Raw genomic sequence first — 16,004 nt, forward strand, 5'->3', positions numbered from 1 at the left:
TTACTACATCTTTTGTAGTCATTTTTTTATTGTTCATAAAACACCTCCGTTAATTAATAAAATGTACATAGAATGTGTATAGAGAATATTTACAAAAAAATATCCATCTCAACTTTATTATAAAGTAAGATGGATATTTTCTTTATAACCTGACAGCTCTTTATTTGCTCTAAAAAGGTCAGATGGATTTTTTTCTATATTCTTGAGGAGTTTGCCCAAAATGTTTTTTGAATGACTCAGAAAATTTACTAGGATTCAAATATCCTGACAAATCAGAAATCTCTCCTATTGACATTAAGGGTTTATGAATTAATAATTTAGCAGCGGCTTCTAAACAATTTTCCCTAATAAAATTACCTATTGAGCTTCCAGTTATGTATATGAAACATCTCTTCAAACTGGATTCTGAAATAGCATATTTTTTTGATAAATCAGAAATAGAATATCTTTCAAAAGGATTATTTAGAATCGTCTTATATGATTCTACAGTTGCTTTATATACTGGTTCTGAAAAAGATGTCAACTTAAAAGTATCTGAACTTTCAACTAAATTTAAAAATAATAACAACTCTATTGTCTTTATAATTGAATAAGAAAGTCTTATTCTAGAATCTACTCTATAAAGTTCACTAATAACATGGTCTATCTCATGACGTGAATGAATAATTAAAGCTGCACCATTTTTACATAAACGATCTTTTATTTCTAACAAATTTATTTTTGCATACGGAAAGTATTTATCAATAGATTTTTGTGCCTTTTCAATATCAATAAATATTGAAAGTCCCACATATTTTTTTGTTGGTATGCATGAATCTTCAAAAAGAACTTTACCTATTTCGATTACACTTAGATCACCTTTACCTATCAGAGCACGTTCATTATTTTCAAGTTTAAACTCATAACATCCCTCTAAGCAATGATCTATTTCTAAAACCCCGCTTTTAGGATTTATTTTTTGATATGCCGTCTCCATATTAAGGTTATTATAAGATAATTGAACACCTTCAAATAAATTGTAGCAACGCATTTCTCCACAGCCAGTGGAATTTTCAATTGTATAAATTTTACATTCATCAGTAACCTTTTTTTCAGAAAACATATATCCTTCAAGGACATTTTCTATAATATCTTCATGATTTAATTCCAAAACTCTACCTCCTAATGCATCATAATAATTAATTAAATTATACCCAAAAATTAGATTTTATACTAAAAATACACTATAGCATATTAATCGTACATCTATATTTTAAGCTTTTCTATTAGATACAAACATTTCAATTTTATGGTATAATGATAGTAATTAAATAACACGCTTAATGCTTATAACTTTAATAGCAAGCACAGTAAGTGAGTACCCACTTACGAAAAATTGATGAAGCAGAACCTTTATGGACTGCTTCTTTTTTTATCAATTTTACCTTGTTAGGGAGAACCCTAAGACCCCAATTTTTTATTATAAGGAGAACTACTATGGATAATAGAAAGAGAAAAAATCAACTTAAAATATATTTAACAGATGAAGAAAAAGAAGTTTTTGAAAAGAAAATGAAACTTGCTAATTGCAAAACTATGTCCCATTTTCTTAGAAAATGCGTATTAGAAAAAGAGATATATGTTGTAGATTTAGAACCATTTAGAAACCTACAATGGCTGCTTTCAAATGCAACAAATAATATAAACCAGATTGCAAAAGCAACTAATACAACTGGTGTTATTTACAAGAATGAAATTGAATCAATGAATAGACAGATAGAAAAATTATCAAGAGAAATATGGCAGATCCATTCCTTACTCCTTAATAAATCAAAAGAAAGTTCTGGTGATTAATATGGCAATTACAAAAATACATCCTATAAAAACAACTCTAAATTTGGCAATAGATTACATTACCAAGAGTGAAAAAACTGATGGAAAAATCTTGGTATCTTCATTTAATTGTCATCCATCTACTGCTCATATTCAATTTATAAAAACACGAGAAGACAACGATACTAAAGGTACTGTTTTGGCTAGACATTTAATCCAATCTTTTCTACCAGGAGAGGTTGATCCTATAAAAGCTCACGAGATAGGAATGGAATTATGTAAGAAAATTTTAAAAGAAGATTATGAATTTGTTCTTGCAACTCATATAGATAGAGGGCATATCCATAACCATATAATTTTTAATAATGTTAATTACAAGACTGGTAAGTGCTACCAATCTAACAAAAAATCTTACCACAAAATCAGGTATCAAAGTGACGAATTATGTAAAGAAAATAAGCTTTCAGTCATTGATAAATACTATGAAGCTTACAAAAGAAAATATAAAACTGCTGGTAAGTCTTGGTACGAATATGACCAAAACAAGAAAGGAAATTCTTGGAAATCTAAACTGCAATTTGATATAGATAGAATTATTAATAGGTCTAACTCGTGGGAAGAATTTTTAGAAAATATGAAGTCTCTTGATTATGAAATTAAGTTTGGTAAACACATTGCTTTTCGTCATAAAGATAAGCAAAGATTTACAAGATCGAAGACTATCGGAGAAGATTATACTGAGGAAAAAATCAAAGAAAGAATAGATTTAACAATTAAAAATAAAGCTAATCCTATTAAAAAACGTGTAGGAAATGTCATTGATATATCTACTAATGAAAAAGCTCAATCCTCTAAAGGTTATGAAGTTTGGGCAAGAAAACATAATATCAAAACAATGGCTGATTCAATAATTAAACTTAGAGAACAAGGAATTAATTCAATTACACAACTCGATGATCTAATCAAAAAATCTGCTGATGATAGACAAAACTTGTTAGATAAAATAAAGAAAATTGAAACTGAGATGAAGAGTTTATCCCAAGATATGGAAAATATAAATACAATAAATAAGTATCGCGAAATCTATAAATACAATAAGAAAAATCCTAAAGATAAGCAATTTTCAGAGGAATATTATAGTGAACTTTCCGTCTATAAAATAGCCGCTAAAGAGATCTTAGAAAACTATAAAAAACTACCAAATACAAAAGAAATATTAACAAAACTCGATAAACTGCATGAAAAAAAGAACACCCTTATGCAAGAGTATTCTTTAAATAAAGAACAATTTTCTGACCTTGTTCAGTATAGGAAAAACTATGAAAATTATTATGGGAAGGAAGTGGAGAGGTGAAAAGCTATAAGCGGATATGCCTATAGCTTTTTTAAGATTATTTACAAAATTTTTACTCTAAACTTATTATTTTACTTAAAGAGATCCTACTAGATGACCTACAAACATTGCTATAGGAAGTAATAAGATCAAAAGGATATTTAATGCCATAAACAACTTATCCTTTTCTTTTACACCAATTATTAAACCTATTAGTCCAATAATCGGGCAGACAAACATTGATGTGAGCCCAGTTGGTCTTAGACTTGTGCAGCGTTCAAATATATCTACTGGAAGTAGGTAAGAAATCACAAATATTACAAGTCCTAGTAAAAAAATCTTCTTACTTAATTTTTCTTTCATAAATACTCCTCTCTTGTGTTCAACTTATTAATCTTTCAACATAATCGATTTAATCATGCTTTTAGCAAAAATGTAGTTTCAGTTCCAAGAAACTGATTTTCATTGTATTTAAATCATATTATTTTTCAAATATCATTTTGAATTTTTAGCTCATTATCTACTCTTCCGTTAATTATATAGCGTCTATATTTCGATTTCAGCTAACTTTTGATATATTCATGATAAGGATACTACCAGTATTCATATATTTTTAACCATTCTTCATATTGCCAAAAATCCTCCTATTAGATCAACTCTAAATTTTTATGAAAAATTGACAGTTTGTTAAAGTTGTGTAAACTTAAGTAAAAGTCTATTACTTAGGAATGGATAAACAAAATTACAATCTTTTATCTAATGGTATTATTTAATTATAGAGAGTAAATCTCCTTAACCTTATCAACTAATGATTTTACCTTTCCATCAGAAATAATTCCTTTAAAACTTTCATTATTCTCTATTGCATCTATATAAAAGCGAACAATAATATCGTCACTTCTATTTGGATTCGTAGATAATAGTAAATTTTCATCAAGCCATTCATCTATTTGATTAAAATACTCATCGCCTCTTATCTTAAACGTTTTTTCCTTGCTCTCTATTAGTAGGTTGAGTAATTTTTCTACATATTGACTAGCAAGTTTGAGATTATTATCTTCAATATAGTGCGTTGCCAAGGATAAATAAAAATTTAAAACTATAGAAACATTTATTTCAGTAAGATTAAAAGTTTCTATTAAATCCTCCACTCTTTCCAAGGTTTCGACCCAATCCTCATCATGCAAACTGCTCTTCATCATAAGAAGAGTGATTAAATCAATTACGTTCTTATAAATCATTATTTGTAGTTTTTGATCTGCTTCATTTTCCTTCTTCGTTTTTAAATGAGCTGAAGCCACTAAACAATCTTTTGATATAGATAGCATGTCCGAAGATGGCAAAATATTTAATGCTTCTTCTGATTTTCCTAAACTAATTAAACAGGCTGCCCTCAAGCTCAATGATTGTTCTTTTAATATAGGATTTTTAGAATGCTCGCACACTCTTCTTAGTATATTATTTGTGTATTCTAGATATTCCTCTTTTTTTACATCATCAGTTGCTAAATCACAATGGTTCAAAATAAACAAAGCCATATAGTATAGGAGATCAAAGCAAGAATAGTATTGTTTAATTTTAATTTTTATATCTTCTACGATACTATCCATACCTGCATCAGGGACACTATTTTCTAAGTCTATATAAAATTTTTGAATTTGAACTGAAGATAAATCTGGGTCATATCCTATTAATTCATCCACACTTATATTAAAGAAAGTTGCAAGTTTTGGTAGAAGTAAAATATCTGGATGGCTTTGACCTGTCTCCCATTTTGATACGGACGCCTTTGTTACCATCATGAATTCTGCTAATTCTTCCTGAGTTATGCCTCTTTCTTTTCGCTTCTGAAGAATATTTTCTCCAATTTTTAGCATTATATTTTACCTCCTAACTGATTTGTTTTTTGTTTATTACAGCAATGGAAATTACGATACACAGTATAAGCAAAATACTGCCCGTAATAATCGGTACATAATAGTCATCATATCCTATTCCTTTTATAAGGTTCACAGGCTTTCCTATCAATGCAATAGGCATGTATTTAACAATTTCATCTCGAATAGATAATATAAGTTGAATCACAATCCCAGCAGTCGTTAATATTAATGTGCCTATAACATTTCCTGAAATTACACCAGATAATATCTCTAACGATATTAAAAATAACCAAATATAAAAGGAAGCAAGGCTGCCATAAGTATATTTCTAATAGGAAATGAAATCCCGAAAAAGTACTTTGTATAGAAATAAGTTAGTATAAATGAGCAAAAGTAAGCAATAAACCACAAAATAAAATTATAAAAAATCTTCGATAGCACGACTTGATACCTTGGCAGTCCCTTAGATAATAAATTAATCAAGGTTCCCTTTTGGAATTCATTCGCCATTTGAGTACTTAATATAATGGCTAATCCAAACATACCTATTTGACTAATGTTTTTAAAGAATTGTGTCCAAGAGTCAATTTCTGATGGTGGTGCTACGTTAATATCTATATTTCCTGTAGCTATGGATTGAAGTATCATGGGAGTTAATTTTGCTGTCAAAGGACTTATTAACCCGATGAACAAGAACAGGATAAAGGTAGAAATTATTTTTTTAGTCCTTGCACCTTCAATAGCTTCTTTCTTTAATAGAGATAAAAATATCCTCATGCTTTCGTCACCTCCATAAAAATATTTTCTAATGTAGGTTCTTCTATTTTTATTTCTATAGGAAATATGTTTAACTTATATAGCTCATATAAAATATCAATATCTTTTAGTTGATTCTCTTCGTCTGTTAAGTATAGAGTATCTCCTTTTTCATTTGTTAACATATTTGAAAATTTATCTAGTGACTTAAATGCCTTTAGTTCTTTGTCTGACTTAAACCTGATTTTTATTGTGTTTTTCCTCTTTATATTTTTTAATTCATCTATCGAACCTTCTAGTACATTTTTCCCTTTATCAAGCACCACAACATGATCACAGATTGCTTCAACATCCGATAAAATATGTGTTGAAAAAATAACAGTCGTAGAGTCTTTTATCTTTAATATAATGTCCAATATCTCTTTTCTTCCAAGCGGATCAAGGGCGGAAGTTGGTTCATCACATATTAATAATTTGGGACTATTTAACAAGGCTTGGGCAATACCCAAGCGCTGTTTCATACCTCTAGAATAGCCACTAATTCTCTTATTGACATCTCTTAATCCCACCAATTCTAAAAGTTCCTCGCTCTTCTTTTTAATCTCATTTTTGCTAAGACCAGTTATAGACCCACATAAATTGAGATATTCTTTAGCAGTCATATAACCATAAAATTCAGGGACATCTGGAAGATACCCTATAAATCGATTGGTTTTTGACTGACCAAAGCTTACTTCTTCTCCAAACACTTTGATGGAACCTTCATCAATTTTCAAAAATCCTAAAATCATTTTCATGGTCGTAGTTTTTCCAGCACCATTTTTGCCTAAAAACCCAAAGATTGTGTTTTCAGGAATCGACATGGATAATCCATTAATAATCGTATTTTTCCCAAATGATTTATGAAGATTGTCGATTTTTAGTGCATCCATTATTCGTCCTCCCTACCTATTGTTAAGTATAAGATAGGTCCAATAATTTGAATAAAAACAACTATTAAAATCCACATAGTTCTGCTTCCAAATTTATATCTATCGTGTTTTAAAACATGGCTTAAAGAATAAATCATAAGTGCAATTTCTAAAATAATAATAGGTATAAGTATCGGCAAGTATTCTCTAATAATATCCATTTTAAGCCCTCCTTTATTTGTGTATATCTTACCATTTTATTAAATCAACTTTCAAGAAACTATTAGTAAACTTATCCTATTTTTGTAAACTATAAGTAAACTTATCTTAATTATTTATTGTTAAATATCATGAGATTAGTAAATACCTCTCAATAATATAAAAATTACATAGTTTTGAAAGATTATTTAAGATATTTCTAAAATTTTATAAGAGTTCTTATAACCCCCATAAAACATTGATTCCTATACTTTTATAATTTATTATCTTATTTTCTTTACATCAATAATACAGTCCCCACGTTGCTTTAATAATCAGCATGGATAACTTTTGAAATTTTTCAAAAGCCTCGTATATGGAAATATATCTATATAAATTTTTGATAGCAAATTTATTCTAAAATATTACTTACAACTTGCCCTCTATGAATATATTTTCTCTTATGCATAGAATAGTCAAAATCTGACCTAATCGGTCTTGAATCATACCTATTATAATCTTCTATTTTATCAACTTTTATGTCTTTAAACTCAATCGGGAGTCCCGCTGATAATACAAATCCTTTTCTATTTTGTACATGAAAATGTATATGAGGTTCTGTCGTATTGCCTGAATTTCCACACTCAGCTATTTTTTGATATCTTTTTACTACATCCCCTTTTTTAACTAAAAAACTATTTGGCTTTATATGGCAAATTAGAGAATACTCATTCTCCATATGTTTGATTACAATGTAATTTCCTCTGATATCTCTTATTAAAGGATCTGTAGAATTATTCCACATAATCTTACTATCTTTACATTTATTAGATACTTCAACTATAATACCATCTGCTGGAGCTATTATATCGCTTTCATAACAATAATAATTTTCTAGTTTTTTTCTATCTCCTTTATAACTCTTTAGTTTATCGTCTAACTTTATAAAATCATAAGCATATCTTTGAGCGTTAATACTCCAAGAGTGTGATAATTCCTTATCCACACCTCCATTAACTACTGTCCATTTTCCTTTGAAGGGTAAGGAGTACTGAATATCACTTTTATAATTTGAAACACTAGGAACGGGTTTATTTTTTAATGGAATAGCAAACATTGCAAAAAGTTGTTCTAAGGATTGAATGAAAGTTGGCAAAGTAAATAATAACTCAAATAAACCAAATATCCAAAATCCCCATAAAATTTTCCATACCAGACTATCAAAAATAAATCCGAAAAAACCCAATAATCCTATCCATTTAAAATATGATGCTAGTTTAATAAAAATCCTCATCAATAACCCCTATTTATCTATAACGTAAAAAATATCCTCAATGCTCTCATTGAATATCTTGGTAATATTCCAATCCAATTCCAAAGATGAATTATAATGGCCACTCTCTAAATTGCCAATAGTTTATCTTCTAACGCCTACTAATTTCAGCAAATCGGCTTATTTAAAATTATACTTTGCCCTATATTCTTTTATTCTAGTTTTAATCATTTGGTACTTTTCTATTAGAACAAAATAAATTTTATTTTGCTGAAATAATATTATCCACAAACATTGCTATAGGTAAGAATAAAATCAAAAGAAGATTCAATACTATAAACAACCTATCCTTTTCCTTTACTTCAATTATTAAACCTATTAGTCCAATGATTGGGCAGACAACCATTGATGTAAATCCAGTTGGTCTTAGACCTGTAAAACTTTCAAATATATCTATTGGCGTCTGTCTAAAATTCTCTTTAAAGAAAATTTATAGATGATTAGGTTAATACCATAGACGACTTTACCTGTTCTCCCATAAATTCTTTTTAGTAGATGTTTTTTAACTCATCAACGTCCATACTAAAAGAGTAAATACCTCCGATTTCTTTTTTTCTGCTCATAAGACTTAAATTAATTGAAGACTAGCCATTGGTGATATTTAGTACAAAGATGATTGAAGCAATACCTATTACAAATTTTAATTAAGAAAAATTTCTAAAAAAGTACTATTCATCTCTTATAGCAGATAGTATATTTGTTTTCTTTAGCTGTGACTTCGCATATGCTGAAAAAATTAAATATATAAGGATTAGAACTCCTACAAGTAGAATTATAAAGTACCATGGTACTTTATAAGTGATGGAATGATTAATACTATCTAAATGTTCACATACTACAAGGCTAATAGCACTTCCCAATAATAATGATAAGACAAGTGATCCTACTACATAAATTTTAATTTCTTTATTCAGCATATTAACAAGCTGTTTTTCCGTTAACCCAACTGCACGAAGTAATCCAAATTCTTTTTTTCTATTTTGAAAATCCACCATTAGCATGTTCATAAGACTTATTGTTCCGAAAATAAACAAAATTGCAGATGCCATATAGAGCCCCTTAATAGAGCTGCTATACTGTAATTTAATATTATTTATTGTTTGTTCTATTGAATTTACCTCAATTTCTCCATTTTTGTCAGCAATCTTTTGGACTGAATCTAAAACCTTATCAAATTTATTATCGGAAGTAGTAATGGAAAGTATGCCTGTCTGTTCTGTTATTCCTGTTAATTTTTTTGCAGTATCATAGGCCATAATAAAATAGGGGCTTCCGGGAACAGTCGGGCTAGTTTCCATTAAAGAAGATCTGTCGTAAGTTCCAATTACAACAGCTGCTACATTAAATTCACTACCATCTGAAGATCTTCCTGTGATTTTTAATTTGTCCCCCACTTTTCCAGTTCCATCGACAACTAGAATTCCGTTATTATTAACCATTTTATCGTAATTGGCACTACCACTAGTCAACACTTTTTGTTTTTCCTCTATTTCTTCTCTTTTCAATGTTGGAAAAAAATCTGTAATACTCGTAATTGAACCTGCAGTAGATGGAAAAGTTATTGTCATATTTACACAATTAAAAGGGCTTATCTTTTCTACCCCATCAATAGCTTCCAATTCCTCTACAAGTGTATTATCAAGGAGTGGGTTTTTTTCTAACTGTAATTTTGAACTTCCATAAGTTTCAGAATCTTCATTAAAAGTGCTACCAACTGTATTTTTTATTTGTACCAAAATTTTACCAACAGGGTAATATTTAAAAGTTGCTTGTTTTTTCGGACTTATAGAACCCGCTAAAGTTGAAGTGAAAATTAATAATCCACCACTAATACCTAACATTAAAACGGTTAGTATTGCTTTCTTTTTGTTTCTATCCACATTTATTTTTGCCAAATTAGATGATATAAGACTTCTATGAAGTTTTGACGTATTTTTTACATTTCCTGTATATGAGAGATATTTTGCACCTTCTACAGGAGAGATATTCATAGCTAATCTGACCGGTTTAAATATAGCAATTTTTACTGCTAGAAAAGCTACAAAAGCAATTATGATAGCATAAAAAATAGTTGTTTTTATCATAAAGCCTTCTGGAGAGCCTATATAACCTATTATAGCTCCTGCTAAAAGTCCTAGAGGAATCCCCATGACAGCATACCTATTCCCTTCTTTACTTGCCATTGCTTTAATTTGTTTTTTCGTCATACCTATGGTTCTCAATTGTCCAAACATCTGAACATTTTTTACAACTTTGCTATAAAAAATTCCATAGATAATTATAGTAGCTAAAAGCATAGTAAGTCCTGCAAGTATTGGCACCGGAATGGGAAATCCTTGTTTTATAGATCCTGACATAACTGCAAAGTACTCAGTCAAGTTTATCTGCTCATTAACTATCCCAGTATTTTCAATTATACAATTTGCAAATTTTAAAATATCATTTGAATTTACAAGATCTGTATCCAGGCGAGTATAAGCTGTCAATTGAAATTGATCTTTAGATAATGTTTTTGCCAAATCTTTACTAACATAAATAAAATACCCTCTACTCTCTTTTGTGTCATCCACAATACCTGATAGAGTATATTTTGACTTATTACCAGTTCCAGTAATATCAATAGAAATTGTATCCCCAACTTTATAGGACTTATCTAAAAAATCAATATAGTTTTGAGGTAACATAAGCTCATTTATATTTTGTGGAACTTTTCCTTGTATATGTTTTCCGTCTTGCTTTAAAAAATAATCTTTATTTCCATAAGCTACAGTAATTGTCTTGTCTTCTTGGAAAAAATTCCCTATGGCAAAATATTCTCCAATCCACTCCACATCATCTTTACTATTTAATACGTCTAACTGTTCATCTGTTGGTCCTAAAATTCCAATTTGTGCTTTATTTCTTTGAGTATTTTTATACTCCTCTTCTATACCTTTTGATAGAAGAGTAATAGAAAATACCATACAAACAGAAATTACAATTGTTAGTAAAATAAAAAATTTGCTATTTTTATCGGACTTCATATTGCGCTTTGATATTTTTTTTATTATTCCACTTGTATTATTTTCAAAAGGCCATATCATCTTCTAATCACCCTAACCTTACAATTTTTCCATCTTCAATACGAATTATTCTATCAGCAAGTCTTGCAATATCATTATTATGGGTAATCATCACTACAGTCTGATGAAATTTTTCGCTAGTAGACTTTATTAGACCAAGCACCTCAGCACTAGTTTTGCTATCAAGATTTCCTGTAGGTTCATCTGCAAGCACTATAGCAGGTTTTGTAACCAAAGCACGAGCTATAGCAACACGTTGCTGTTGACCACCTGAAAGATTGCTAGGCATATTTTTAAGCTTATCTGTGATACCTAACATTTGAACAATTTTATCTAAAAAATTTTTATCCACCTTATCCCCATCAACCTCTATAGGCAAGACTATATTCTCATAGACATTTAAAATAGGTATTAAATTATAATTTTGGAAAATAAAGCCAATATTACGACGACGAAAAATTGTAAGTTCTTCATCATCCATTTTGCCAAGTTCTTTTCCTCTGACTACAACGCTCCCATCCGTTGGAGTATCCAACCCTCCAATCATATTTAATAAGGTTGATTTTCCGCTTCCAGATGTTCCTACAACAGCAACAAACTCTCCTTCATCCACAGAAAAATTTACACCATCAAGGGCACGTGTAACAACTGACTCCTTTCCATAATACTTTTTCAAGTTAGTTGTTTGTAAAATTTTCATATAATAGCTCCTCTTATAATTTTTTAATTGTTACCAGCTTCTTAATACAAGAAAATTATATAACTCAAATGTCCGTTAAAAGTTACACGACAAAATAAAAAAATAAAACGGATAATTTTTAAAGTCATCCATTTCAATTATCTTATAGGAAGCATAATATTAAATTCAGACCCATGTCCTAGAGATGACAAGACACCTATATAACCTCCTTGCTTACTCACTATATCACGAGCCAAATAAAGCCCAAGCCCCACACCTTTTATTGAATGAACTTCTTCTTCACGATAAAATCTTCGAAAAATTGAAGCTTGATTACTTTCAGTAATTCCCTTTCCAGTATCTTTAACCTTTATTTGAACATACATCTCCAATTCTTCAACAGTCACAGTAATTTCCCCTCCATTTGGAGTATATTTGACTGCATTATCAAGTAAATTAAAAATTGCTTCTACCGTCCATTTATTATCATATTTAAATTTCAGGTCTTCAGGACAATTTATTGTTACATGTATATCTTTTTTCTCAGCCTCATAAACAATTCCGCTCATAGCCTGTGTTAGGGTATCAATAATATAATTAGTGCATTTCTTCAATTGAATAGTACTAGTTTCAAGTCTAGACATTTTTACAAGACCTTGAATTAAAAAATCTAGCTTTTCTATTTGATTTCTTATTCCATGTAAAAATTCTATGCGATCCTTTTCATTTACAGGTTTTTCTATAAGAGTATCTGTTACTAATTTTAAATTGCTTAATGGAGTTCTCAACTGATGAGAAATATCCGATATAAGACTTTGAAGCTCATTTCTATCTTCATCAACTTTCTTTCTGTTTTCTTGCATCACATCATATAAGCGAAAAAGTCTATAACTAATACGCGAAAATATCGTATCTCCATTATCATTATTATAATTTGGATTAAAATTATTGCTTATCATCTTATCCAAGATGTCGCATATATTTTCTGTAAACAAAGTTAATTTCTTACTAAACCCAAGGATAAGGCAAATCATCCACATAAGAGCAGATAAAGTAAAAGCAAGCCCATAAAAAACAAATGTAATCTCCCTGGTCCTCATATATAAAAAGGCTGTAATAGTAAGCATTGAAAGTAATGTTCCAAATAAAATAAGCAAAGAGAAGTTTTTCATAGAAGTATTTTTCCCTTCATTAGCTTTCTCCTCCAACCCATTGATATCCTATTCCATAAATTGTTTTAATGTACTTTTTATCATCTCTGTCAATTTTGTTTCTTAAGCGGCTTATAGTAGTTGTCAATGTATGTTCATCTACATAATTTCCCTCTAAATCCCATAGTTTTTCTAAAATCTTCCTACGAGTCAAAACTTGTTTTGGATTTTTACAAAATAAATAAAGCATCTTATATTCCATAGGGGAAAGTATCAATGTTTCCCCATTAAGGCTAGAACTAAATTTTGAGAAATCAATTATTAGATTCCCATCATTATAAATTTCTGTATCTTCGTCATTCTTTTCAAATTTAGTAAACATAACATTTATTTTTCTCCTTAGCACAGCTATTGAGAATGGCTTGTTTACATAATCAATTGCACCTAAGTCAAAAGCATTAATTTGAGATCTTTCTTCGTCATTAGCAGTCAAAAATATAAGTAGGATATCAAGACTCTTAGTCTTAATAAATTTAGCTAAATCAAATCCATTCCCATCTGGTAAGTTAATATCCAGCAAAACCATATCATATTCACTTTTTATAAGCTTTTCCTTAGCTATTCTAAAATTAAAAGCAGATGAAACATTATAGCCATCAAGTCTTAAATTATAAGCTAAAGTATTATTTAGAAGATTATCGTCCTCTATAATTAATATTCGTTTCAAGCTATCACCTTTCCTTCACTTACATATTTTACTCATCAAATATCCTATAAATGTTACAAAATTTCACTACAAAAAATCTCAATAATATAAATAAATTTGTTTTTAGTCTAATTGTTTATATTATACCATTTGTAAGCAAAGCAAAAGCATACCTCTAGTATGAACTGTTTACTAATAATCAATCTGCTTTAAGTTACCCTATTAAACATAAGTCAAAATAATCTTTTTAAATTTTTTATTTTAATTATCTCCTATCGTAGATAGTATATTTAGTTAAGAACTACTTACTCAGATTTTAGCTCTAATTTACCTGTTAAATCTTTACCTTCAAAATATATATAATTGCCACCTGCGGGTAACTCTAATGTTTCTATACATTCACCTGTATTAACCAATAATTCTTCTGGTTCCTTTGAAGCAGAAACAAATAATAACCTTCCTGAACCTTCTTCTACTTCTAATTTACAGGTAATTTTAATCTCGTTTCCAGCTTCACGATTGTTTAACATTATTCCTGTTATCAGGTAAGTAATAATCTTTTATTTGTTTTTCAACTTTCTATACTCACCTCCACACCCTATGCCCAAAAGCATAGAACCGATTATCCATGCATACTCTGTTTTTCCTGTCTTATATGACATATATATTGATAATATAAGTGTAATAAATGAGATTATTGCTAATATAAGCCATAAGTTCTTTTTGTCCATTTTATTCCTCCAAGATTTTTAACTCATCATTTCTATTCTTATTCTATATTCTTTTGACTTCAACTTCAGCTAACTTTTGTGAATATTATTTATTATCTTTGCTATATAATTTTTAGTCATTGAAAATACTCCATCACTTATTCTTTGAATTCCTTGTTCAAGAAAAATTATTACTATAATACTATTTTAACTTTTCTTTTACTTTAGAAATTGCTCTTTACTTCAATCTTATGTAAAACTCAGATAATGATACCCCTAAATGAATCAAATAATGTTAAGCATGTCTTTATCTTAGTTAGCCTGATATTTTTGTTCTTCTTTTGATGTATAGACCGAAATAAAAAAATCTGTCACAAGATATGAAAAAATGTAAATATTATAAATAAATATCATGAGATTTATAAATACCACAAGAAAAATCCTGAAGATAAACAATTTGCAGATGAGTATTATAGCGAACTTTCCGTCTACAAAATAGCTGCTAAAGAAATTTTAGAAAACTATAAAAAACTGCCAAACACAAAATAAATACTATCAAACCTCGATAAATTACAAGAAAAAAAGAACACCCTTATGCAAGAGTATTCTTCCTCAAAATCCACTATGGATGAGTTTTATAAGATACGAAAAAATTACGGAATTTATATGGATAAGGAGATGGAGAGATAGTGTCCTCTCCTCTTTTTAAAATTACTTTCAACTTATTTTTCCAACTATATTCTTTTGCTAATTCTTTTCTTTTTGCCAACTTTCATGCCCTTTAATATTTTATATGAAATAAAGCAACAACCAAAATTTACAAGTACACTAATCGCAAATTCCAACATGGATGTTTCATACGCTCCTGACAAAATAAACACAGATGATATTGGATAAATGGCTCTTAAAATTTCCTTTGAGGCAAAAAATATTCCCACAAAAGAGTATATCTCAGCGATAATCAGAGCTATCCAGTAGCTCCTTTTAACAAGTCCAATAAGTGCAATAATTGGAGATATTACCATAAAAACGCTTATTCCAGTTAATACATATACAACAAAATAGTGAACTACTTCACTCATATTTACTGCGTGTAAATGCAATACCGCTTCTATAATTAAGGATGCCGTAAATAGTATTAAATAAACAAAAATACTACCTAATAGAGTAATTATCATTTTTGCAGTAATCATATTACTCTCGTCTATCGGTATTAGCCTTAATGATTTCAGTACATCTTCTTGTTCCTCACGACAAATAATATATCCTCCAAACAATGCTATCAAACTTGGCAAGACAAAATATGTGGTCAAAGAATGCACCTGTAAAATATACCATCCAAATGTGTCTATATACTTTTCCCCACTAAATGTAAATTGTCCTTGAAGAAAAACAACTCCCAAAGTCATTATGAGTGCAAATACAAGCAAAAATATCAATTTTGATCTGTGAAGTTTTTTATATTCAGCTAAT

At 29.2% G+C, this 16,004-nt stretch carries 15 protein-coding genes and 1 pseudogene; 3 read left to right on the plus strand and 13 right to left on the minus strand.

Annotated elements, in window-relative coordinates:
* Positions 1-178: 178 nt before the first annotated feature.
* Positions 179-1,150, minus strand: a complete 972-nt coding sequence (locus STRPS_RS01395) for a helix-turn-helix domain-containing protein (RefSeq protein ID WP_007891094.1) — start codon at positions 1,148-1,150, stop codon at positions 179-181.
* A 326-nt stretch (positions 1,151-1,476) separates the two neighbouring features.
* Here STRPS_RS01395 and STRPS_RS01400 point away from each other — a divergent pair, with 326 nt between their 5' ends.
* Both STRPS_RS01400 and STRPS_RS01405 read left to right on the plus strand, forming a co-directional pair.
* On the plus strand, positions 1,477-1,833 hold the full coding sequence (locus STRPS_RS01400) for a plasmid mobilization protein (RefSeq protein WP_007891024.1): 357 nt from the start codon (positions 1,477-1,479) through the stop codon (positions 1,831-1,833).
* 1 nt (position 1,834) lies between these two features.
* Positions 1,835-3,166 carry a relaxase/mobilization nuclease domain-containing protein gene (locus tag STRPS_RS01405; protein ID WP_007891045.1) on the plus strand — a complete coding sequence of 444 codons (1,332 nt, stop codon included), beginning with the start codon at positions 1,835-1,837 and terminating at the stop codon, positions 3,164-3,166.
* A 75-nt stretch (positions 3,167-3,241) separates the two neighbouring features.
* Here the strand turns inward: STRPS_RS01405 and STRPS_RS01410 are convergent, their stop codons facing one another.
* The 11 genes from STRPS_RS01410 to STRPS_RS01460 form a co-directional block, all read right to left on the minus strand.
* Complete coding sequence (locus STRPS_RS01410; protein WP_007891003.1) at positions 3,242-3,508, minus strand: hypothetical protein; 267 nt, start codon at positions 3,506-3,508, stop codon at positions 3,242-3,244.
* 410 nt (positions 3,509-3,918) lie between these two features.
* Entirely contained in the window at positions 3,919-5,022 is a 1,104-nt protein-coding gene (locus tag STRPS_RS01415) for a helix-turn-helix domain-containing protein (RefSeq protein ID WP_007891062.1), read from the minus strand.
* A 282-nt stretch (positions 5,023-5,304) separates the two neighbouring features.
* Positions 5,305-5,802 carry an ABC transporter permease subunit gene (locus STRPS_RS10785; protein ID WP_007896072.1) on the minus strand — a complete coding sequence of 166 codons (498 nt, stop codon included), beginning with the start codon at positions 5,800-5,802 and terminating at the stop codon, positions 5,305-5,307.
* Positions 5,799-6,713, minus strand: a complete 915-nt coding sequence (locus tag STRPS_RS01425) for an ABC transporter ATP-binding protein (protein WP_007891067.1) — start codon at positions 6,711-6,713, stop codon at positions 5,799-5,801. Before STRPS_RS01425 ends, STRPS_RS10785 begins: the two co-directional genes overlap by 4 nt.
* Positions 6,713-6,913: a PLD nuclease N-terminal domain-containing protein gene (locus STRPS_RS01430; protein ID WP_007896062.1), complete on the minus strand. Its 201-nt coding sequence runs from the start codon at positions 6,911-6,913 to the stop codon at positions 6,713-6,715. Before STRPS_RS01430 ends, STRPS_RS01425 begins: the two co-directional genes overlap by 1 nt.
* 389 nt (positions 6,914-7,302) lie before the next feature.
* On the minus strand, positions 7,303-8,184 hold the full coding sequence (locus STRPS_RS01435) for a M23 family metallopeptidase (RefSeq protein WP_007891023.1): 882 nt from the start codon (positions 8,182-8,184) through the stop codon (positions 7,303-7,305).
* A 707-nt stretch (positions 8,185-8,891) separates the two neighbouring features.
* Positions 8,892-11,306: an ABC transporter permease gene (locus STRPS_RS01440; protein ID WP_007891033.1), complete on the minus strand. Its 2,415-nt coding sequence runs from the start codon at positions 11,304-11,306 to the stop codon at positions 8,892-8,894.
* Positions 11,307-11,313: 7 nt separating this feature from the next.
* The gene (locus tag STRPS_RS01445; protein ID WP_007891106.1) at positions 11,314-11,985 is read right to left on the minus strand and encodes an ABC transporter ATP-binding protein; all 672 of its coding nucleotides are present in this window, start codon (positions 11,983-11,985) and stop codon (positions 11,314-11,316) included.
* Positions 11,986-12,122: 137 nt separating this feature from the next.
* Entirely contained in the window at positions 12,123-13,172 is a 1,050-nt protein-coding gene (locus tag STRPS_RS01450) for a sensor histidine kinase (protein ID WP_007896076.1), read from the minus strand.
* Positions 13,156-13,842, minus strand: coding sequence for a response regulator transcription factor (locus STRPS_RS01455; protein WP_007891038.1), 687 nt, complete (start codon positions 13,840-13,842; stop codon positions 13,156-13,158). The genes STRPS_RS01450 and STRPS_RS01455 overlap by 17 nt, the downstream gene beginning before the upstream one ends.
* Before the next feature lie 284 nt (positions 13,843-14,126).
* Complete coding sequence (locus STRPS_RS01460; protein ID WP_007891065.1) at positions 14,127-14,351, minus strand: hypothetical protein; 225 nt, start codon at positions 14,349-14,351, stop codon at positions 14,127-14,129.
* A 564-nt stretch (positions 14,352-14,915) separates the two neighbouring features.
* On the opposite strand from STRPS_RS01460, the pseudogene STRPS_RS10300 reads away from it, so the two are divergent.
* Positions 14,916-15,221, plus strand: a pseudogene (locus STRPS_RS10300) (relaxase/mobilization nuclease domain-containing protein); the annotation flags it as partial.
* Positions 15,222-15,265: 44 nt separating this feature from the next.
* Here the strand turns inward: STRPS_RS10300 and STRPS_RS01470 are convergent.
* Positions 15,266-16,004 (minus strand): ABC transporter permease (locus tag STRPS_RS01470; RefSeq protein ID WP_037598874.1); only part of this gene is annotated, 739 nt, incomplete at its 5' end.

The sequence above is a fragment of the Streptococcus pseudoporcinus LQ 940-04 genome (assembly GCF_000188035.1).
GTDB lineage: Bacteria > Bacillota > Bacilli > Lactobacillales > Streptococcaceae > Streptococcus > Streptococcus pseudoporcinus.

What these genes read in the sequence shown, in the direction of transcription:
- STRPS_RS01400 (WP_007891024.1), top strand. Translation starts at nt 1,477, where the DNA reads ATGGATAATAGAAAGAGAAAAAATCAACTTAAAATATATTTAACAGAT.
- STRPS_RS01405 (WP_007891045.1), top strand. Translation starts at nt 1,835, where the DNA reads ATGGCAATTACAAAAATACATCCTATAAAAACAACTCTAAATTTGGCA.
- STRPS_RS01410 (WP_007891003.1), bottom strand. Translation starts at nt 3,508, where the DNA reads ATGAAAGAAAAATTAAGTAAGAAGATTTTTTTACTAGGACTTGTAATA.
- STRPS_RS01415 (WP_007891062.1), bottom strand. Translation starts at nt 5,022, where the DNA reads ATGCTAAAAATTGGAGAAAATATTCTTCAGAAGCGAAAAGAAAGAGGC.
- STRPS_RS10785 (WP_007896072.1), bottom strand. Translation starts at nt 5,802, where the DNA reads ATGAGGATATTTTTATCTCTATTAAAGAAAGAAGCTATTGAAGGTGCA.
- STRPS_RS01425 (WP_007891067.1), bottom strand. Translation starts at nt 6,713, where the DNA reads ATGGATGCACTAAAAATCGACAATCTTCATAAATCATTTGGGAAAAAT.
- STRPS_RS01430 (WP_007896062.1), bottom strand. Translation starts at nt 6,913, where the DNA reads ATGGATATTATTAGAGAATACTTGCCGATACTTATACCTATTATTATT.
- STRPS_RS01435 (WP_007891023.1), bottom strand. Translation starts at nt 8,184, where the DNA reads ATGAGGATTTTTATTAAACTAGCATCATATTTTAAATGGATAGGATTA.
- STRPS_RS01440 (WP_007891033.1), bottom strand. Translation starts at nt 11,306, where the DNA reads ATGATATGGCCTTTTGAAAATAATACAAGTGGAATAATAAAAAAAATA.
- STRPS_RS01445 (WP_007891106.1), bottom strand. Translation starts at nt 11,985, where the DNA reads ATGAAAATTTTACAAACAACTAACTTGAAAAAGTATTATGGAAAGGAG.
- STRPS_RS01460 (WP_007891065.1), bottom strand. Translation starts at nt 14,351, where the DNA reads ATGTTAAACAATCGTGAAGCTGGAAACGAGATTAAAATTACCTGTAAA.